The organism is Heliomarina sp. (assembly GCF_052826185.1).
In genome coordinates, this window is record NZ_JBRBUI010000027.1 from 270,854 (window position 1) to 289,536 (window position 18,683).

The following is an 18,683-nucleotide window of genomic DNA, read 5'->3' on the forward strand; positions in this document are numbered from 1 at the left end:
TCCTCAGTAATAGGTCGTGATGATATGGATGGTGGCGATCAGCACCACGGGGACAACGTACACCAGCAGGATCAGTTTCGGACGCAGGCTGGAATGATAGGCTGCCATGCCGCGCTCGATAAAGATCTCGCGCTGTCGGGCGTCTCCCCCATCGGGATGTTTCTCGGCCCAGCGGTTTTCAAGCTTCTCCCGTCGCACAGAGCGCGAGTAGATGGAAATCACGAAATAGGCAATCGTCATGGCGATAAAGCCAAAGATGATGAGCCGGATCAATCCCATCAGGACCTCCTGACCGCGCCCCAGGGGCCGACCCGGTCCACGATATCGCGCACCGGTTCCGGCGGCAGTTCGTTCTTCATATCCGGTTCATGCCCGAACAAGGCCTCGCGCGCGCCAACCTTGTCGACCATGTACTCACGCGCAAGGAATTCGGCCACATAGGCGCGCTTCGTGTCCGGCCAGCCTGCATAGCTGCAATAGAACAGCTCCTTGTGGCAGATGAACATCTGCCGCACATCCATCGGGCACAGCTCGGCCAGCAGCATGTTCACCAGATCCTTCCACTCGGTATCCGCTGCCCGCAGGCTATAGAAATATCCCTCGTCGTCGGACACGATCCGCGGCCATTTTCCGCCCTCTTCGGCCCAGCGCCATTGCGCGCGCAATTCGTGATAGGCGCGGGGCAGGGCATCGCTGTGCTGCCGCGCCAGCCGCCGCATGTCCGAGCGCGTCAGCCCGGTCAGGTCGATCCCCTGATCCGCGGCTGCATCGATCACGATGAAATCCATCTTCTGCTGCAGGATCGCCGCCCCGTCCACGCCACGCGCCTTGACCACCGGTTCGACCAGCTCGTTCAGCGACAGGAACTTGGCAATGCGATTGCGCTCTTCCAGCCCAAAGACGAACTGGATCGGCACCTCGCCAACCTGCCCCTTGTCGGCGCAGATCAGCGCCGGATGCGGCACCGAGCGGAACAGGTAACAGCCGCCGAAATGCGAGGTCCAGAAATCCGGCTGCTCATAAACCTTCTGGTTCAGCTTCACCGGGTTGCGCGAAATATCCCCCGATTTCCCGGCAAGCTCGATCATATCCGCGATCAGCACATCATCGAACCAGCCGTCTTCCTCGTTGCGGAACCGGTCCGCCAGCTCATGCAGCTTGCCCGCATGGCGCAAGGTCCCGCTTGTCGTATCCGCCTCGATCGTCACCCGCGCCACGTCGAACAGCCGCGCGGGCGAAGAGATATCGAACACGGAATTCACCAGCTCCCCCGCGACCGCATCCCGCGCTGTCAGCGCAAATAACTGTGCCTCGTTATCCGCGATAAAGCTCTTGAGGATCTCGCGGCTGGTCGAGAATTTCACGTTCAGCAGCGGGCAGCGTTTCTGCTCGGTGCTGAGCAGGATAAACTGCCGGTTCACGCCCCTGTGGTTGAGATAGAGATGATCCTCGAACTCATCCCCGATCTCGGGGCTGTAGCCGGAAATATCCACGTGAAAATCCGTCAGGGTTGAGCGCTTCCCCGTCAGATGCGCCAACGCCCGGTTATACCGCTCCACCATCGCCGAGCCGGAAACATGATAGAGATTGCCAAACATAAGGCCGGATTGGATGAGGCGTTTCATTTTTTCGATCCAGACTGTTCGGATACAGACCAGAAATTCCGATCTTCATGAAATTCGCGCAGCTCTTCTAAGAAAAGGCTAATCTGTAGCCTGTTCACTCTAATCCTTTCAGCTTCGGATAACTTATCTTTTTCCACAACGGCAGCTAGAAGTGGTTCAATGATTGACAATTTAAATTCGATCCGGGCGGGGAATTTAACCAATACTCTGTAGTTCAAAGCGCTATTCAACTCGGATAGAAACTTTTTAAAGCATTCACGGGCCTGCAAAATCTCATTTTCGATGCTGTTTCCCTCACGCAGCCGATATGCTATCGAGACTCGACTCGTTCCCGGCTCCTTTAGTTGGCTTGGAAGTTTGAAGTGCCATTCCTGTTCCTTGAACTTAGAAAGATTAAGGCAGAAACTCCGCAGTAATTCGTCCAGATTATTTTTAGCAAAGATCTGTCTTCGTTGAGATTGCTCCTCTTGAAAAATTTCACCTTGCATAGTTAGTAGATGAACCTGTTGATCTTGAGCTTTTGACATCTTCTTAAACTCTTTACGCGTTCGTTTAAGCTCTTTCCTCTGTTCAGAGAGTTCCTTGCTTTGGAGTATCACCGTTATGATAATCCACAAGAACGCTAATGCACCCGCCAAACCTGCCAGAGTATCGCCGATTTCATTGGGCGGACCGTCCAGAAAAGCCTGGAATTTTGTCGTACAGTCGGGCGCTGCTTGTGGATCGCAGTATTCCAGATTTCCCAAGAGGGAGACACCCAAAATAAATAGAACGGTAATAATAAACCCTACAATAACGAGAGCGTTCAGTTCAGGTTTCTTTTTCTGTGATTTTTGAGAAAGATCGGTTGCTTTGTACGTCAGTAAAATGAGTAATGAAATCAGAATTAATACAAAAAACGTAGTCACCCTCTCCCCTCCAAATACCGCTTCTTCGCCACCTCCGTGCGCTCAAATTCCCGCACCATATCCTCAATCGCTGCCTCATCCGATTTATCCGCATAGCGGAACTCGGAATCTGCATAGCGGTTGATCTCCTGAAGCACCATTTCCGCGGTCACCGGCACGCGCAGCTCTTCGATCATCGCTTTCTTTTCGTCATAACCCTTGAACAGAAACAGCTCCGGGTTCTCCATCCATTCATCGGGCAGCTCAAAATCCATCGCGCGCACCTTCACCGCATCGGTGATGTTCTTGATCGCCCGCCCGGTAAACCGCGCATCCGCCTGCTGGATCGCCTTGAGATAGCGGCCCATCTTGGCAATCGTATCCAGCTCGCCGACCTCGCTACGCACCCGGTCGAACACCTCAATCAAACCGGCCTCTCGCGGTCGCGCATGTTGCGCGAAACTCGCGCTCACCGCTTTCCGGATCTCTTGCGCGGCAAAGGCCTCGTGATCGCCCAGCGGAATCTCATGCCCGCGCCCGAGCAGAAGGTGCAGGATATCCACGTAATCCTCGCGCGTCTGCGGCCCGTCGACAAGGAACCGCGCCCCGGCCCGCTGGCGCAGCGCATCGTCGACATTTTCGGGGAAGTTCGAGAACATGCCAAAGGTGCAATTGCCCCGCACCACCGTATTCGCCCCGGCAAAGCTCTCCATCAGAACGGCAGTGATCTCCAGCTGTCCGGCCGAGCTCTGCCGGTCGCCCCGTTTCCCCGCCAGCTGGTCGATATCGTCGATGGTGCCAAAGCCGATGACGCCGGGATCGAGGATGCCGTTCACGAAATCCTTGGCGTTCTGTCCCGATTTGCCCTGGTAGCTGTCGATATTCTCGGTCGACAGGTTCTGGTAGCGGAACGGATAGCCCGTGACAGCGCAATACTCGTTGATCAGCCCGGCCATCATCTGGATCAGCGTGGTCTTGCCGGTCCCCGGCATTCCGTCGCCCATAAAGGTAAAGATGAACCCGCCCAATTCGGCAAAGGGGTTGAGCCGCCGGTCGAAATCATAGGCCATCAGCATCTTGGCCAGCTTCATCGACTGGTACTTGGCGATATGGTTGCCGATCACCTCTTCGGGTTTCTTGAAACTCATGGAAAGGCTGGTCGAGCGCGCCTTGCTTGCGGGCGTAAACCCGCGGATCACCAGATCGTCGGCCTCCACCTTCCACGCCGCTCCGGCAAAGGCACCCAGATGGGCGGCACTCTGCGCGCGAAGCGCCACCTTCTCCATCAACTGCTCCGCATAGGCGGACATAACGGCGACCATCCGGGTCTCGTCCTGCGCCATCGCCGCCAGCTTCTGATCCAGCTCCCACAGGGCGCCATGCAGTGCCAGCTGACCATTGTCGCTCAGCACTTCCTCCACATCGCCAACCTCGACCGACACCTCGCTCCCGTGTGACGACAAAAGAAAAGCCAGCGCATTCCCGAAAACATGCAGCGAGATCAGCGCCTCCGCCGCCAGCAACTCGGAAAACTCCCCCTTGCGTCCGGCCGGCAGATCCCCGGCCAGATTGGCCCGTTTCAGCCCAGCCAGCGCCGTCGCCTCGCCAAACCCTTCCGCCAGCGCCAGCGATATCGCCAGCGCCCGCCGCACCGCATTCATCGCCACCGCCTGCAAGGGCGACACCAGCGCCTCGCCCTCATCCGCCGCCTCGATCCGCTCCAGCAGCCGCACACCCTCGGGCCGCATCGTCGATCGTGTCACCAGCCCCGGCGTGGTTGACCGAAACCGCCGCCGCGTCCCCACGCCCGAGGACCGCTCCACAGCCACCGGCTCACCCGCCCGCGCGATACGCGGCGCATGATCGAACCCTTCCAGCATAGCCAGCGCGGCCGGGTAATGCTTGCGGATATCCTCTTCCCGCAGCTCCATCTGATCGCCGGTCAGGCTCATGCCCACCCCCTGCTTCTTCTCGTTTCAAATACGGCCGCCGGAGGCGGTCCCGTCCTCTCCGCAGGCGTGCCCCTCAGTACCGAAGCACCCGGCCACCCGCGCCCACCACGTATTTCCGCACCCCGTCGAACCCCGGCGGCGCCTGCTCGCTCAGCACCTGGAACGGCCGTTGCGGCAATATGATCGACCGCTCGCTTGCCGTCGTTCCTGTCTCGGCCCCGCGCCCCGCGAATGGGTCCAGTGCGAACACCTCCCGCTCCACGGTCGAAAACCACCCGGCCCGTTCCTCGATCACCCGCTCGCTCTCCAGATCCTCGCGGCTCCAGACAAGCGCCCAGTCCTGACCCTCGGGCGCCTCCGCATCCGCCAGAACCTGCCGCAACGGCCCGTGCTGATGGGTATAGGCATGGGAATACATCGGCCCGATATGGAACCGCTTCAGCCGCTTGGGGTGCAGATCGTCGAAATCCGTGTCGAATCCCTTGGCAATGGTCAGCAATTTCAGCCCGCCCAGCGACTGCGCCATCAGATGCGCCTGCACCTCGGGCCAGCGATACTGATCCTTCGGCAGGGCCACCTTCCCGGTATCCTCCACCTCCATGAGGTAGACCACCGGCAGGTTGGTCTCGCTGTCATAAACCGCCCAGTGCAGCAGGAACCGCCGCCGCGTCTCGCTCAGATTGCGCAGCCAGATGCTTTCCGGGTCGTTGCGCAGCCAGAACAGGTGACCGCGCAGCAGTTCCCCGTAGTAATTCCGCTGCGACAGCGCGAATTGCAGCTTCGTCGGCACCGACCGCTCGCCAATGATCTCGCGCAGCATCTGGTCCTTCAGCGCCGCCTCCGACGGCATGTTCGCCAGATGCGCCTGCGCCTGCTGGGCATCGTTCGCCATGGTCATCAATTCGGTCGCCACCGGAAAGCCGCTATCGGTGGTGTCGATGGTCAGCGAGCCAAAGAACCGCCCCGTATCGCGCCCCACCATCAGGTACTTCATCGACAGCGCCCGAAAGGTATAGGTCAGCGCCGTCACATAGCCGGTGAGCACCTTCACCTCTTCCCGGCTCAGCTCACCCTCGGCGGCCATCACACCGGCAACCCGCCCAAGATGCGCGGTGATCTCGGAAAACTTGCGGAAATAGCGGCGCGAGGCAAACCCATCAGAGATCCCGAACCGCTCCGCCGTGGTCTCAGACATGCTCATGCCCGCCACCCTGTCAGCCCGACCCGCATCGCTCAGCCACCATAGAGGTTCTTGTCATGCTTTTCGACGATCTTCTGAAACCGCCGGGCAAAGCGTTCATCGGCGCGGGCCTTGGCCTCCTGCACCTTACGCGCGAAAACCATGTGGTCCTCGTGGGCTTCCAGCATATCGGCCATCTTCTGGTTCGTCGCCGTCCCAATCGACGCCATGGCGGTCTGCGCTTCCTGGTCGGTTTTCACTCCGATCTCGTTGATCCGATGCGCCACATCCTGCTGCTGCGCCGTCTTCAGCGATTTCGAGAGGGCATCGTAAAGCACCACGCGCTGTTGCGTGTCGGTCTCCAGCTTGTTGATCAGCACCATCTGCGTCGCCGCCTGATTCTGAAGCGAATCTACCCAGGTCTTGCCCTTCTCTATGTATCGCTCCAGCGTCTGCGACCGCGCCAGCTTGACCTGCTCTTCCTGCACCATCGCGTTATACTGCTTGTTCAGATCGGCCAGCTCGGTTTCCAGCTTGGTGCGCGCGGCGGCATCCTGCTCCACGCTGATCTTGTTCTCAAGCGCGATGATCTTGGGATCCATCGCCAGAATATCGGCCCGCACCGTCTCAAGTTCCTGCACCGTGAATTCGCGGTCATCCAGCGTCTGGCTCAGGTTGCCTTCGACCTTGGTCTTCTGTTCCTCCAGCAGCGAAAGCTGGTTCTGGAGCAGCTTCACGATGGTGTCGGACTTGGAAATCAGGTCCTGAAGCTTGTCGTCGATATTGGCGGCCCGCACCCGTTCCTGCCGCATCGAATCTGATTTTCCGCGCGAGAAGATGCCGACAAAGCTCTCCCAGCCGGTTTTGTTGCGCATCTCGTCGAAGTCACGCGAAAACCCCGAGGTCACATCGTCCAGTCCCATGATCAGCTCGGCGATATTGGCGTTCATCACCTCGGTATGGGCGTGCACATCCTCCAGCGTCGCATTCTCGATATCGATGCCCGAGGCCTCGCCTGCCTCGATCTTTGCGCGGGCGGCCTCGATCCGTCCGGTCACCGCCTGGATCTCGGCCTGGCTCTTCGCCACCTTCTCCTGGGATTCGCGCACCAGCGCGTCAAAATCGGCCATCGAAAGCTCCTGCTGAATGAATGGTTTTAACGTATCTAGGTAATGTTACGGGAATTTACATCCCCAGACATCGAATTCCCGTCAACAGTTGCAAATCCGGCCCGCCAAGCAAAGCCTTAACCGTCGTCGGCTGCCCGCCTCACATTGCCGATCAGCCCGCGCAGATCCTCCTGAAAGCGCAGCAGCTCTGCCTCGCTGCGCCCGGTCGCCTCCATCAGGCAGCGCTGTATCTCTCCCGCCGCGGCGCGCATCTCGTCGCCTTCTGTTGTCAGCGAAATGTTCACCCGCCGCTCGTCGCCCGGATCCCGCCGCCGTGTGATCAACCCGGCAGCTTCCATCCGTTTCAGCATCGGCGTCAGCGTATTGCTCTCCAGCCCCAGCCGCGCCCCGATCTCGCTCACGCTCAGCGGGTCTTTTTCCCACAGCCCCACCATCACGAGGTACTGCAGATAGGTAAGCCCAAGGGGCGCCAGCAGAGGCTTGTATACCCGGTGCACGGCCTGGTTCGCCGCGTAGAGATCCAGGCAGAGCATGTGCTGCAAAAGAGGCTGCATCGTTTTGTCATCCATCCCGCAAATCTATCCGAGGCCAGGGTTTCACGCAAGTTTGACTTTATAGTTTTACGATTATATCGTACACGATATAACAAGCAGTTAAAGAGAGGAACAACTCATGCCTGACAAGATTCTCTACAACACTTCCGCAACCGCGTCCGGCGATGGCCGCAACGGCAAGGTCGCACTTGACGATTCGTCCTTCACCGCCGATCTCGCCACGCCTAAAGAACTCGGCGGCGCAGGCGGCGACCAGCTCAATCCAGAAAAAATGTTCGCCATGGGATACGCGGCCTGTTTCCTGAGCGCCCTGCGCCATGTGGCCAGCGCCAAGAAGGTCAAAGTTCCGGATGAAGCCACCGTAAACACCGAGGTCGGGATCGGGCCGAACGGTTCCGGCGGCTTCGGCCTGGATGTCTCGATCAGCGTCTCCCTTCCGGGGCTGGACGCGGATGTCGCGCAGGATCTGGTCGATACCGCCCACGCGGTCTGCCCCTATTCCAACGCGACCCGCAACAATCTCGACATCAAACCGGTCCTCGCCTGAAACCGGTCAGGGTGGCGCAGTAATCCGCGCCACCCCCGATGCTGCACCGCGGCGGTGTACAGGGGGTGTACAGCCTGTGTACGCATATCACCCCCCGAATTCTGTCGCACGCCCCGCTTCTTCTCGGTTCAAATACGGCCGCCGGAGGCATGGCCGCAAAGCGGCCATTTCGCTCACCCCACCACGTTGGACTCCGGCCCATAGGGAAAGCCGGTGATGTCCTCATTGCCGTCTTCGGTGATGAAGAGAATATCGTGCTCGCGGTACCCGCCTGCGCCGGGCTGGCCCTCGGGAATGGTCAGCATCGGCTCCATGGAAATCACCATGCCCGGCTCCAGCACCGTGTCGATATCTTCGCGCAGCTCCAAGCCCGCCTCGCGGCCATAGAAATGGCTCAGCACCCCAAAGGAATGGCCATAGCCAAAGGTCCGGTATTGCAGCAGGTCGCGCTCGGCGAGAAAGGCGTTGATCTGCCCGGTGACCGCGGCGCAGCTTACCCCCGGCTTCAAAAGGCTCATCCCGTATTCGTGGGCCGCCACATTGGCCTCCCAGATCTTCAGCGAGGCTTCGTCGACCTCGCCAAGGAACAGGGTCCGTTCCAGCGCCGTGTAATAGCCCGAGATCATCGGGAAGGTATTCAGCGACAGGATATCGCCCCGTTGCAAGACCCGCCCTGTCACCGGGTTATGCGCCCCGTCCGTGTTCAGCCCCGACTGGAACCAGACCCATGTGTCGCGATATTCCGCATCGGGAAACCGGCTTGCGATCTCAAACTCCATCGCGTCTCGTCCGGCCATTGCCACGTCGATCTCGCGCACGCCTTCGCGGATCGCATCGCGAATGGCATAGCCGCCCACATCCGCCACCGCCGCCCCGGCGCGGATCAGCTCGATCTCCGTCGGAGACTTGTACATCCGCTGGTTCATCGTCGTATAGCTGAGGTCCAGCATGGTCAGCGGCTGCAGGAAATCCTCGAGCTTGTCGCGCTGCATCAGCGTCAGGTGGTCGCCCTCATAGCCCACGATCGCGCCGGTACCGGTGACTGACAGCACCGCGCGCCAGAAATTGTCGCGGGTCCAGTCGGTATAGGTGATGTTATCGCAAAAGGACCGTCGCCACGGCTGGCCCGCGTCGATCCCGGCGCTGATCGTGACACAGTCGGTCTCGGTCACAACCAGCCCATAGGGCCGCCCGAAAGAACAATAGAGAAACCCCGAGTAATAGGCGATGTTATGCATCGAGGTGAAAACCGCGACTGTGGCCCCGGCGTTTTCCATGCGCTCGCGCAGTTCTTCAAGACGGTCTTCGTATTCTTCCACGGCAAACGGCAGCGCAGCCTTTTCGCCATTGTGAAAGCGGTGAAATTCCGGACGTGTGGTCACAGCGACCCTCCTTTTCAGAAAGGTCCCGGCGTGCAGGACAGGGAAAACCGGGCCCATCGTTTCGATGAGGCGACGCCATCGCCTTGCCCGGTCAAGCTATAGCCACGCGCAGCCCCGGCAGGCAACCCCGGATGCCGGGGTCGACGCATTTTCAGATCGTTCTACCGGGGCTTTGCACGGGATCAGGCCGGTGTCGTCAGCGTCGTGACCAGAGCATCCTGCGGATCGGCCAGCGCGTCGATCACGTCAAAATGATGTTTGCCCGGTACGATGACATTACCGCAGCCCCAAGCCTCGGCAAGCCAGCGGGCCTGATCGAGAAATGCGGGCCGTTCGTCAGCCCCGACCCAGACGGTCGCGGGAACTTCCGGCACGGGCTGGGCAATCGGGCTTTCCGCCCAGGCCTCGGCCTCGTCCAGACGCAGGTTTTCATTCATCGACGTCCTGAGCAGCGGCCGCAGATCCGCCAGCGGCGAAATCGGCACCACATGGGCGATGCGCTCGGCGACCTCCGGTGGCAGCATTTCCGGGGCCAGCATCCGCGCGACAAGGTGTCCGCCGGCGGAATGCCCCGTCAGCGCAATCGGCCCCGGAACCATTTCTGCAATCTTCTGAACGGCTTGGGCGATCTGAAGAGTAATCTCTGAAATCCGGACCGACGGGCACAGATCGTAGGAGGGCAGGGCGACCGCCCATCCCTTTTCCAGCGGACCGGCTGCCAGATGCGACCAGGTGGAGGCGTCGAAATTCAGCCAGTACCCGCCGTGCACGAAGATCACTATGCCCCTTGGTGTGCCCTCTGGCAGGAACAGATCGAACCGGTTGCGGTCGCCGGTGCCATAAGCCTCGCCGAGCCGCGCACGGCCCTGCGCCTCCATACTGTCGCGAAACGCTTGCGCGGCCTCGTTCCAGCGCGGCGGATAGGTTTCCGCTCCCGCGATATGAGCGCCATTTGCATAGGCGTCGTCGAGTTCCATCTGTACTTCCTTTGCTGTTCGTCTGGACAATTCATGCCGCAGATGCTTCAGCTTCGCGAGTAATTATTGTCTGATGGAGGCTCTCATGCTCGACACGACCACTGATCTCAAATCCCTCTTGAAAGACCCCGACCTGCTGGTGACCAAGGCTTATGTCGGCGGCAAGTGGATCGATGGCGCCGATGGCACGTTCGACGTGTACAATCCGGCGCGCGGGGATGTCATTGCGCAGGTTGCCGACCTGAGCCGGGAACAGGTCGCCGAGGCCATTGACACCGCCTATGCCGCGCAAAAGGAATGGGCTGCGATGACCGGGAAGGAACGCGCCGGTATCCTGCGCAAATGGTTCGACCTGATGATGGAGAACCAGGACGATCTGGGCACCATCCTGACCGCCGAGCAGGGCAAGCCGCTGGCCGAGGCCAAGGGTGAAATCGCCTATGGCGCGTCCTTCATCGAATTCTTCGGCGAAGAGGCCAAGCGGGTTTACGGGGAGACCATCCCTGGCCACCAGCGCGACAAGCGCATCACCGTGATCAAGCAGCCCATTGGTGTTGCGGCTTCGATCACGCCGTGGAACTTTCCGAACGCGATGATCACCCGCAAGGCTGCTCCGGCGCTGGCTGCGGGTTGTTCCTTTGTCGCCCGTCCTGCGGCGGAAACCCCGCTGAGCGCGCTGGTCATGGGCGTGCTGGCCGAACGGGCCGGTATCCCGGCGGGCGTGTTCAACGTGGTGCCGTCGTCGTCTTCCTCAGCCGTTGGCAAGGAATTCTGCGAGAACGGCAAGGTGCGCAAGCTGACCTTTACCGGTTCGACCGAGGTGGGTCGTATCCTGCTGAAGCAGGCGGCGGACAACGTGATGAAATGCTCGATGGAACTGGGCGGCAATGCGCCCTTTATCGTGTTCGACGACGCCGATCTGGATGCGGCGGTCGAAGGCGCGATCATGTGCAAGTTCCGCAACAACGGCCAGACCTGCGTCTGCGCCAACCGGATCTATGTGCAGTCGGGCATATACGATGCTTTTGCCGCCAAGCTGAAAGAACGTGTCAGCCAGATGAAAGTTGGCGACGGTCTTGAGGATGGGACGGACCTTGGTCCGCTTATCACCCCGGCAGCCGGTGAAAAGGTGCAGGAGCACATCAAGGATGCGCTGGCCAAAGGCGCGCAGATCCTGCTCGGCAGCGAAGAAAAGAACATGGACGGCAACTTCCTCGCGCCGACAATCGTTACCGGCGTCACGCAAGAGATGAAGGTTGCAACCGAGGAAACCTTTGGCCCGCTCGCGCCACTCTTCAAGTTCGATGATGTGGATGACGTGATCGAGATGGCGAATGACACGATCTTTGGTCTGGCGAGCTATTTCTACGCCAAGGATCTGAGCCGCGTCTACAAGGTGGCCGAGGCGCTGGAATACGGGATCGTCGGTGTGAATACCGGCATCATCTCGACCGAGGTCGCGCCGTTTGGCGGGGTCAAGCAATCGGGTCTCGGCCGCGAAGGCAGCCATCATGGGATCGAGGATTACCTCGAGATGAAATACATCTGCATGAGCGTCTGAGCACGCACAAAAAAAGGGGCCGAAAGGCCCCTTTTTTCTTAGGAGTAGCTTGGGAGAGTTAGTCCCAGAAGCCTTCGTCAACTTCGGGCAGCTCTTCCAGTTGCTCTTCGTTCAGACGCGTCACGAAAGCATAGGTTTTGTCGTCGACAGGGACGAGGTTCACGTCGTCGATCGAGATCAGGACGTGCTTGTCGCCGATGTCGAGGAAACCGCCCACTTCGCCGACGATGCCAATCATCTGGCCGTCCTTGGAGAGAATGATGTCTTCGATTTCGCCGATTTCATTCCAGTCAGCGCCAACTTCGTTGTAGCGCATGTCGGGATCCCAGCCTTCATCGTCGGCTTCGTTCATCGTGTAGATGTTGCCGCCAGTGATGTCGCGGGTACGGATCAGGTTGCCCTTCATCGATTCCAGATCGACATTCTGCATCGAATCGCGGTGCATCGGGCTGTTGGACATTTCCGTTTCAGCGGCATTCGGTTCCGCTTCGTTCATCGTGCTCGTGCTGGTCGTTGTGGTTTCGGCGATGGCGCCGGCCGCAGCCAGAGTCAGAGCAAGCGTGCTGGCGGTAAGGGTTTTGTAATTGAAGTTCATTTTGAAACTCCTCCTTTGTATTTCCATTGGGGTAACAACGTGAGCCACCCGCAAGTGTTCCAAAATTAAAGCTATTTTATTGAACCTGCCTTCTGGCGAACCTGAACACGTGCCGGAAACGCTTTCGAAAACGAAAAGCGCCCGCCCGGTTTCTGAGCCGTTATTGGCGGACAGAAACCGAACGGGCGCCGAGAAATCAACGGGCTAGATCAGCCCGATATTCAGTTCACCGATTTGGATTCGATGACGTCTGTTTTCTTTTCCGTCGAGGACGCGATCTGGATGCGGCGCGGTTTCAGCGCCTCGGGCACTTCGCGTTCCAGGTCGATATGCAGCATGCCGTTGGCATGGGTCGCGCCAGTGACGCGTACATGATCGGCGAGGTGGAACCGGCGTTCGAACGCGCGGGTGGCGATGCCGCGATGCAGGTAGGTGCGGTTCTCGCTGGCTTCATCGGCTTTCTTGGCCGACACGACCAGCGCGTTTTCCTTGACCTCGACCATCAGGTCCTCGTCGGTGAAACCGGCAACGGCGATCGAGATGCGATAGGCGTCGTCAGCGGTTTTTTCAATATTGTAAGGGGGGTATGTGGACTGGCCTACGTCATTGGTGACGAGACGGTCCATCAGGTCGGCCAGTTGGTCAAAGCCGACGGTTGCACGGTGAAGCGGTGCAAAATCAAACGTACGCATAGGTATAATCCTCATCTTTGAGCGATTTCTTCTTTGCCCTCCACAGGGGACGGGCGATTGGACTTTTGTCGGAACCCTTTTAGGCATCCCGACAAGGCTCAGATGGGAATTGAGGAATTTTCTGTCAAGACCTCTGCTGGGCAGATTTCTTCAGCGCGTTCCCTTGCGTGTCCTGTCCTGATTCGACCGGTCGCTGTGCGTTTGCGCGTTGAGTTCATTCAACCGGCGCATATCCACGTGGATGTAATACCCGGCATTGGTGTCTGCCTCTTCGAAGGAAAACAGGTCGGATACGCCGGATTCGCCGAACTTGGCATAATCGAATGACTTTGCGGGTAGGCAGTTTGCGCCCGGCCGCGATCCCTGCCCGACCTGAATACAGGGACTGCCCATGCGTGACGGCACAGCTTTGCCAGCGCCGGAAATAGCGCTCAGCCCGCCCCATGCGCCTTCGACCGGCGAACTCACCGGTATGGCCCGACGGATGTCGATCGGATCCATGTCCTCGGCCAGCGAGGGGGGCGCGAATGAAACGGCAAGGGCGCAGGCGGCTAGCAGGGTGTTTTTCATGGTTTGACGAATTTCGCTCCGGTCTGGTTTTTCTCGTCGCCCACGCGGATTCGGCCGATCCGGGGCGCATTCGGGACGTCAAAGCCCGCACCGGCGGCCAGATCGGCCAGCAAAACGGTCAAGGGACCTTCGAGGTCAGTCCCCAGTGCGACGCGCTGATCGCCGACTTCGGCCTTGGCCGAAACGACCGAAACGATGCGCGGCGTGCCATCGGAAAAGGAAAAGATCGGCGCGCCGGAAGACCCGTAGTCGACGTCGCAGGACATGATCAGCATCCCCTGCTGACGCGCCATGACATGGCAGACATCCTGCAGTGACGGCGCTTCGGAGCGGTCATGGGCGTAGGACACGATCCCGATCTCTTCGCCGGTGCGCGGCCGGGTGGCGGTGCGAAATGGCGTTACCGTCGTGTTCCTGATCGGGTGCTGCAGTTCGAGCAGGGCCAGATCGTTCCGAACCCGTTCCGGTGACACATCGCCGGCGAATACGTAATCGGGGTGGACGATGGCGCGGCGCACATGCCGGTAGGCCGAGGCCCGCCCGTTGCGCCAGCCTGCCATGAATTCGATGGTTTCCGCAGCAATCCGGTTGCGCGAGGTCTTGTCGAACAGGCAATGAGCGGCGGTCAGCACAAGATCGGGCGCGATCAGCGCACCGGTACAAAAGCCCGCGCCATTGACGTCAAGCCGTCCGACCGCTTCCCAAGCGCGTCCATCCTCGGTCGTGTCGAGCCGGTGCAGGGCGGAATCCTCGGCCGTGGCGGCCAGTGGCAGTGAAATCGCAAATAGAAATCCGATCCAGCGGCGCACGCGGTACTCCCATACTCGTCAGTGATTCCGATTACCCGTGTCTTAAGGCGAAAATACGGCGCATCAACGAAGTATCGGCGGGCCCGATGGGGCTGTTGCATTTCTGCTGAGCGCGGGCGGTTTCGGCCCACCGCTGGCCCAGTCCAAAAGCTCTACCGTATGCACGACCGGAATCCCCGTGCCCGACCCGATCTGCATCATGCAGCCAATGTTGCCAGCCGCGATGATGTCGGGGTTTCGCGCCTCAAGCGTGCGGATCTTGCGCTCTTTCAACTGGCCCGAAATTTCCGGCTGCATCAGGTTGTAGGTGCCTGCGGACCCGCAGCACAGGTGACTGTCGGCAGGTTCGACCACGGTAAAGCCCGCGTTCTTCAGCAGGGTCTTGGGGTGAGTCTTGATTTTTTGCCCATGCTGGAGAGAGCAGGCCGCGTGATAGGCCACGACCATACCGTGATGCGGGGCTTCCGGCTTGTCCGCGCGATCGGTTCCGGCAATCAGCGACCTGGCGGTCGAGTGCTTTTCGCCAGGGTCTTCATCCAGCAATTGGACCAGTAGTTCGCTGATGTCGCAGGCGAGATTCGATACCTGCGCCGCGCAGACGGCAAGGTCGTCATTTTCGCGGAACATATGGCCGTAATCTTTTACGGTCGTGCCGCAACCCGAAGTGTTGATGACGATGGCATCAAGCCCGCCGTTATGAATCTCGTTATGCCACGCCCGGATATTGCTCGCGGCGGAGGCATGGCTTTCATCGGTTTTGCCCATGTGGTGTGTCAGCGCCCCGCAGCAGCCCGCGCCTTCGGCGACGACAACCTCGCATCCCAGTCGCGTCAGCAGCCGAATGGTCGCGTCGTTGATATCGGTGTTCAGCGCCTTTTGCGCACAGCCGGTCATAAGTGCGACCCGTTTGCGCCGCTTGCCCTCCGGGGCAAAGCTCTGCGGATCGTCGTTGCGGCTGACCGGCGGGATATCGCGCGGTGCCATGTCCAGCATCGCCCTGAGCCGCGCATCGGGCAGCAGCCGCTTGAACGGTCTGCCGATCTTGGCCGCAAGAAGCGCAAGGCGAAAGCGATTGGGGTAGGGCAGAATACGCGCCAGCACCCAGCGCAGCGCCCGGTCGGACGGCGGACGCTGGTAGTTTTCCTCGATATAGCTGCGAGCATGATCCACGAGGTGCATGTAATGCACGCCCGAGGGGCAGGTCGTCATGCAGGCAAGGCAGGACAGGCAGCGGTCGATATGCCGGACGGTCTTTTCATCAGGCACCCGGTTGTTTTCCAGCATGTCCTTGATCAGGTAGATCCGGCCGCGGGGGCTGTCGAGCTCATCCCCCAGCACCTGATAAGTCGGACAGGTCGCCGTGCAGAACCCGCAATGGACACAGGCCCGCAGGATCTCGTTCGACCGCTCGACGTCAGGGTCGGCAAGCTGCGCATCGGTAAAATGGGTCTGCATCAGCGTCTCTCTCTTTCGCACCATGTGCCATCGCTGCCTGCCCGGTTGCGACCGGGCACGGGGTGTTCGCAATCAAGCATGGGCAGGGGTCTTCATCAGGCCGGGGTTGAGAATGCCGCGCGGATCGAACCTCTCGCGCAATCCGGCGCTTATCGCGGCAAGCGGCGCGGGTTCCGGCTCGAACATGCCAAACCGCGTGCGTGTATCGGTGGTCGCTCGCACGAGTGTCGCATGACCGCTGAATGGGCCGATCCGCTGGCGCAGATCGGAGCCTTCGCCGACCAGCGCCCAGATCAGTCCGCCGCCCCAGTCAAAGGACAGCGCCTCCGCCTCGAGCCGCGACGAAACTTCCGCTGCATCGCCCGGTTTGACGGAAATGCGCCAGACATCTCCGGTGGTCCCGTGAAAGGCCGAAACATCGCGGATCTCCCGCCATATCCGCCGCGATTCATCTCGATCCGACACCAGAGATAAATCGCCAAGCTGATCTGCCAGACGCTGTGCGCGATAGGCGACGGACTCTTCGAACCCCTCCAGCCGGAGCATCACCGTAAGCGGCCCCTCGCGGGGCGCACAGGCCGCCCCGGTCACCTCAAAGGGCGATCCCAGCGCGGCGGACATGCGCGAAACAGCCGTCGCCACATCGGGACAGGGCAGCAAAAGCGTCGTCTCGGTCTCGCTTTCGGGCAAGACCTTGAGCGAGACCTGGCTCAACACGCCCAGCGTCCCCCAGCTCCCCGCCATCAGCTTGACCAGATCATAACCGGTCACGTTCTTCATCACGCGCCCGCCGTTCTTGATGATGCTGCCGCTACCATCAACAAAGCGCACCCCGAGCAGATGATCCCGGCAGGCCCCGACCTGTATCCGCCGCGGCCCCGAGATATTGGCGGCCACGATCCCGCCGATTGTAGGCTCTCCCTCACTCCCTAAAAGGCCGCGATGATCCATCGGCTCGAATGCCAGCCGTTGATTGCCCTCGGCCAGCGCTTTCTCGATCTCTGCCAGCGGGGTGCCCGCCCCGGCAACCAGCGTCAGCGCGCCGGGTTCATAACGTTCGATGCCGCTCAGACGCCCGGTTTCCAGAACGGATGCCTCCATGCCGATTCCGCGCGTGCCGCCGCCCCGGATCAAGACGGGATCCCGGCGTTCGGCCAGCACTGCCGACAGTTCCTCTTCGTTTTCTGGAGTCATCCTGACCTTCTTTGGGTTTCAAATATCCCGGGGAGTCGCCCGCAAGGGCGACGGGGCTGGCCCCGAAAAGGCCATCTCACGCCACATTCGCCAGATCTCCCCGCCGTGCCTCGGAAACCGACAGCGGAAAGACCTTGGCCGGATTAAGCAGCCAGTCAGGATCAAAAACATCCTTTACCCGCATCTGCGCCTCAAGGTCCGCCTCGGCATACTGATAGAGCATCAGGTCACGCTTCTCGATCCCGACACCATGTTCCCCGGTCAGGCAACCGCCCACATCGACACATAGCTTGAGGATATCGGCCCCGAAGTTCTCGCAGAGTTCAAGGTCGCCAGGCTTGTTCGCATCGAACAGGATCAGAGGGTGCATGTTGCCATCTCCGGCGTGAAACACATTTGCCACGTCCAGCCCGTATTCCTTCGACATCTCTCCGATCCGGCGCAGCACCTGCGGCAGCGCCGAGACCGGGATCGTGCCGTCGAGGCACATGTAGTCGTTGATCTGGCCCATCGCGCCAAAGGCGCTCTTTCGGCCAAGCCAGATTCGCCCGGCCTCATCCGCATCCTTCGCCTCGCGCAGTTCAACAGGATCATGCCGCCGTGCGATCTCGGTGATCAGACCCAGCTGGTGGTCGATCTCGGCCTCCGAGCCTTCGACCTCGACGATCAACAGTGCCTCGCACATGGGATACCCGGCCTTGGCGAATGCCTCACAAGCTTGAATACAGGGGCGGTCCATGAATTCGATGGCCACTGGCAGTACCCCGGCCTGTATGATGTCGCTGACACAGGTCCCGGCGACTTCATTACTGTCAAACCCCATGAGCACCGGGCGCGCGCCCTCGGGCTTGCGCAGGATTCGCAGGGTCGCTTCGGTCACCACGCCAAGCTGCCCCTCCGAGCCGCAAATTACCCCCAAGAGGTCAAGCCCCCCGGAATCGAGGTAACCGCCGCCGATCTCGACAACCGTGCCATCCATCATCACAAGCGTGACGCCCAGCAGGTTGTTGGTTGTCACCCCGTATTTCAGGCAATGCGCCCCGCCCGAATTCATCGCGATATTGCCGGCGATGGCACAGGCAAGCTGGCTCGACGGGTCCGGCGCGTAAAAGAATTCTTCCTCTTCGACAGCCCCTGTCACGCTCAGATTGGTGCGACCGGTCTGGACCCGGATCAGGCGGTTCTCGTAATCCGTTTCAAGAACATCGTTCATCCGCGCCACCCCAAGGATGACGCAATCCGCCGTCGGCAGCGCGCCCCCGGCAAGCGACGTGCCCGATCCGCGCGGCACCACCGGCACGCGCATCTCGTGGCAGATCGCCAGTATGTCGGAAACCTCCTGCGTCGAGCCCGGCAAAACGGCCAGCATCGGCGGGCAGGCATAGGCGGTCAGCGCGTCACATTCATAGGCGCGTGTTTCGGCGGGGTCGGAAATCAGCGCTTCTTCCGGCAAAACCGCGCGCAGACGCTCGACCAAAGCCGCCTTTCGGGCCAGAATGGCCGGGTTGGCAACAGGCATGTCCATGATAACTCTCCGATCTGGTAAAGAAATATTTCCAATTCTCGACCCGGG

At 60.2% G+C, this 18,683-nt stretch carries 18 protein-coding genes; 2 read left to right on the forward strand and 16 right to left on the reverse strand.

The annotated features are described in order from the left end of the window. Positions 1-3: 3 nt before the first annotated feature. From ACU0FH_RS10130 to ACU0FH_RS10160, 7 genes are all read right to left on the reverse strand, one after another. Complete coding sequence (locus ACU0FH_RS10130; protein ID WP_446194491.1) at positions 4-279, reverse strand: hypothetical protein; 276 nt, start codon at positions 277-279, stop codon at positions 4-6. Next, positions 279-1,625, reverse strand: coding sequence for a DUF6638 family protein (locus tag ACU0FH_RS10135; protein ID WP_446194492.1), 1,347 nt, complete (start codon positions 1,623-1,625; stop codon positions 279-281). The genes ACU0FH_RS10130 and ACU0FH_RS10135 overlap by 1 nt, the downstream gene beginning before the upstream one ends. Next, complete coding sequence (locus ACU0FH_RS10140; RefSeq protein WP_446194493.1) at positions 1,622-2,533, reverse strand: hypothetical protein; 912 nt, start codon at positions 2,531-2,533, stop codon at positions 1,622-1,624. The genes ACU0FH_RS10135 and ACU0FH_RS10140 overlap by 4 nt, the downstream gene beginning before the upstream one ends. Continuing rightward, positions 2,530-4,464: an ATP-binding protein gene (locus ACU0FH_RS10145; RefSeq protein WP_446194494.1), complete on the reverse strand. Its 1,935-nt coding sequence runs from the start codon at positions 4,462-4,464 to the stop codon at positions 2,530-2,532. The genes ACU0FH_RS10140 and ACU0FH_RS10145 overlap by 4 nt, the downstream gene beginning before the upstream one ends. Before the next feature lie 73 nt (positions 4,465-4,537). Further along, entirely contained in the window at positions 4,538-5,659 is a 1,122-nt protein-coding gene (locus ACU0FH_RS10150; RefSeq protein WP_446194588.1) for a hypothetical protein, read from the reverse strand. A gap of 38 nt (positions 5,660-5,697) precedes the next feature. Beyond that, the gene (locus tag ACU0FH_RS10155; RefSeq protein ID WP_446194495.1) at positions 5,698-6,774 is read right to left on the reverse strand and encodes a hypothetical protein; all 1,077 of its coding nucleotides are present in this window, start codon (positions 6,772-6,774) and stop codon (positions 5,698-5,700) included. A 116-nt stretch (positions 6,775-6,890) separates the two neighbouring features. Next, a complete protein-coding gene (locus tag ACU0FH_RS10160) occupies positions 6,891-7,343 on the reverse strand; it encodes a MarR family winged helix-turn-helix transcriptional regulator (RefSeq protein ID WP_238372003.1) in 453 nt (150 codons plus the stop codon). Between the two features lie 103 nt (positions 7,344-7,446). On the opposite strand from ACU0FH_RS10160, the gene ACU0FH_RS10165 reads away from it, so the two are divergent. Then, complete coding sequence (locus tag ACU0FH_RS10165; RefSeq protein WP_446194496.1) at positions 7,447-7,875, forward strand: organic hydroperoxide resistance protein; 429 nt, start codon at positions 7,447-7,449, stop codon at positions 7,873-7,875. A 173-nt stretch (positions 7,876-8,048) separates the two neighbouring features. Here the strand turns inward: ACU0FH_RS10165 and ACU0FH_RS10170 are convergent, their stop codons facing one another. After that, entirely contained in the window at positions 8,049-9,257 is a 1,209-nt protein-coding gene (locus ACU0FH_RS10170; RefSeq protein WP_446194497.1) for a M24 family metallopeptidase, read from the reverse strand. 182 nt (positions 9,258-9,439) lie between these two features. Continuing rightward, on the reverse strand, positions 9,440-10,234 hold the full coding sequence (locus tag ACU0FH_RS10175; RefSeq protein WP_446194498.1) for an alpha/beta hydrolase: 795 nt from the start codon (positions 10,232-10,234) through the stop codon (positions 9,440-9,442). Positions 10,235-10,319: 85 nt separating this feature from the next. On the opposite strand from ACU0FH_RS10175, the gene ACU0FH_RS10180 reads away from it, so the two are divergent. After that, positions 10,320-11,795, forward strand: coding sequence for an NAD-dependent succinate-semialdehyde dehydrogenase (locus ACU0FH_RS10180; protein WP_238371999.1), 1,476 nt, complete (start codon positions 10,320-10,322; stop codon positions 11,793-11,795). Positions 11,796-11,853: 58 nt separating this feature from the next. Here the strand turns inward: ACU0FH_RS10180 and ACU0FH_RS10185 are convergent, their stop codons facing one another. The 7 genes from ACU0FH_RS10185 to ACU0FH_RS10215 all read right to left on the reverse strand — a co-directional run bounded on the left by ACU0FH_RS10185 (position 11,854) and on the right by ACU0FH_RS10215 (position 18,635). Then, positions 11,854-12,390, reverse strand: coding sequence for a PRC-barrel domain-containing protein (locus ACU0FH_RS10185; protein WP_238371998.1), 537 nt, complete (start codon positions 12,388-12,390; stop codon positions 11,854-11,856). A 221-nt stretch (positions 12,391-12,611) separates the two neighbouring features. After that, positions 12,612-13,082, reverse strand: coding sequence for an Hsp20 family protein (locus ACU0FH_RS10190; RefSeq protein WP_446194499.1), 471 nt, complete (start codon positions 13,080-13,082; stop codon positions 12,612-12,614). 150 nt (positions 13,083-13,232) lie between these two features. Beyond that, a complete protein-coding gene (locus ACU0FH_RS10195) occupies positions 13,233-13,652 on the reverse strand; it encodes a hypothetical protein (protein WP_446194500.1) in 420 nt (139 codons plus the stop codon). Beyond that, positions 13,649-14,461: a trypsin-like serine peptidase gene (locus ACU0FH_RS10200; RefSeq protein ID WP_446194501.1), complete on the reverse strand. Its 813-nt coding sequence runs from the start codon at positions 14,459-14,461 to the stop codon at positions 13,649-13,651. Before ACU0FH_RS10200 ends, ACU0FH_RS10195 begins: the two co-directional genes overlap by 4 nt. Positions 14,462-14,524: 63 nt before the next feature. Next, complete coding sequence (gene glcF, locus ACU0FH_RS10205) at positions 14,525-15,916, reverse strand: glycolate oxidase subunit GlcF (RefSeq protein WP_446194502.1); 1,392 nt, start codon at positions 15,914-15,916, stop codon at positions 14,525-14,527. Positions 15,917-15,988: 72 nt separating this feature from the next. Continuing rightward, on the reverse strand, positions 15,989-17,110 hold the full coding sequence (locus ACU0FH_RS10210) for an FAD-binding protein (RefSeq protein WP_446194503.1): 1,122 nt from the start codon (positions 17,108-17,110) through the stop codon (positions 15,989-15,991). A gap of 76 nt (positions 17,111-17,186) precedes the next feature. Continuing rightward, the gene (locus ACU0FH_RS10215) at positions 17,187-18,635 is read right to left on the reverse strand and encodes an FAD-linked oxidase C-terminal domain-containing protein (protein ID WP_446194504.1); all 1,449 of its coding nucleotides are present in this window, start codon (positions 18,633-18,635) and stop codon (positions 17,187-17,189) included. Positions 18,636-18,683: the final 48 nt, after the last annotated feature.

What these genes read in the sequence shown, in the direction of transcription:
- ACU0FH_RS10130 (WP_446194491.1), bottom strand. Translation starts at nt 279, where the DNA reads ATGGGATTGATCCGGCTCATCATCTTTGGCTTTATCGCCATGACGATT.
- ACU0FH_RS10135 (WP_446194492.1), bottom strand. Translation starts at nt 1,625, where the DNA reads ATGAAACGCCTCATCCAATCCGGCCTTATGTTTGGCAATCTCTATCAT.
- ACU0FH_RS10145 (WP_446194494.1), bottom strand. Translation starts at nt 4,464, where the DNA reads ATGAGCCTGACCGGCGATCAGATGGAGCTGCGGGAAGAGGATATCCGC.
- ACU0FH_RS10150 (WP_446194588.1), bottom strand. Translation starts at nt 5,659, where the DNA reads ATGTCTGAGACCACGGCGGAGCGGTTCGGGATCTCTGATGGGTTTGCC.
- ACU0FH_RS10155 (WP_446194495.1), bottom strand. Translation starts at nt 6,774, where the DNA reads ATGGCCGATTTTGACGCGCTGGTGCGCGAATCCCAGGAGAAGGTGGCG.
- ACU0FH_RS10160 (WP_238372003.1), bottom strand. Translation starts at nt 7,343, where the DNA reads ATGGATGACAAAACGATGCAGCCTCTTTTGCAGCACATGCTCTGCCTG.
- ACU0FH_RS10165 (WP_446194496.1), top strand. Translation starts at nt 7,447, where the DNA reads ATGCCTGACAAGATTCTCTACAACACTTCCGCAACCGCGTCCGGCGAT.
- ACU0FH_RS10175 (WP_446194498.1), bottom strand. Translation starts at nt 10,234, where the DNA reads ATGGAACTCGACGACGCCTATGCAAATGGCGCTCATATCGCGGGAGCG.
- ACU0FH_RS10180 (WP_238371999.1), top strand. Translation starts at nt 10,320, where the DNA reads ATGCTCGACACGACCACTGATCTCAAATCCCTCTTGAAAGACCCCGAC.
- ACU0FH_RS10185 (WP_238371998.1), bottom strand. Translation starts at nt 12,390, where the DNA reads ATGAACTTCAATTACAAAACCCTTACCGCCAGCACGCTTGCTCTGACT.
- ACU0FH_RS10190 (WP_446194499.1), bottom strand. Translation starts at nt 13,082, where the DNA reads ATGCGTACGTTTGATTTTGCACCGCTTCACCGTGCAACCGTCGGCTTT.
- ACU0FH_RS10195 (WP_446194500.1), bottom strand. Translation starts at nt 13,652, where the DNA reads ATGAAAAACACCCTGCTAGCCGCCTGCGCCCTTGCCGTTTCATTCGCG.
- glcF (WP_446194502.1), bottom strand. Translation starts at nt 15,916, where the DNA reads ATGCAGACCCATTTTACCGATGCGCAGCTTGCCGACCCTGACGTCGAG.
- ACU0FH_RS10210 (WP_446194503.1), bottom strand. Translation starts at nt 17,110, where the DNA reads ATGACTCCAGAAAACGAAGAGGAACTGTCGGCAGTGCTGGCCGAACGC.
- ACU0FH_RS10215 (WP_446194504.1), bottom strand. Translation starts at nt 18,635, where the DNA reads ATGGACATGCCTGTTGCCAACCCGGCCATTCTGGCCCGAAAGGCGGCT.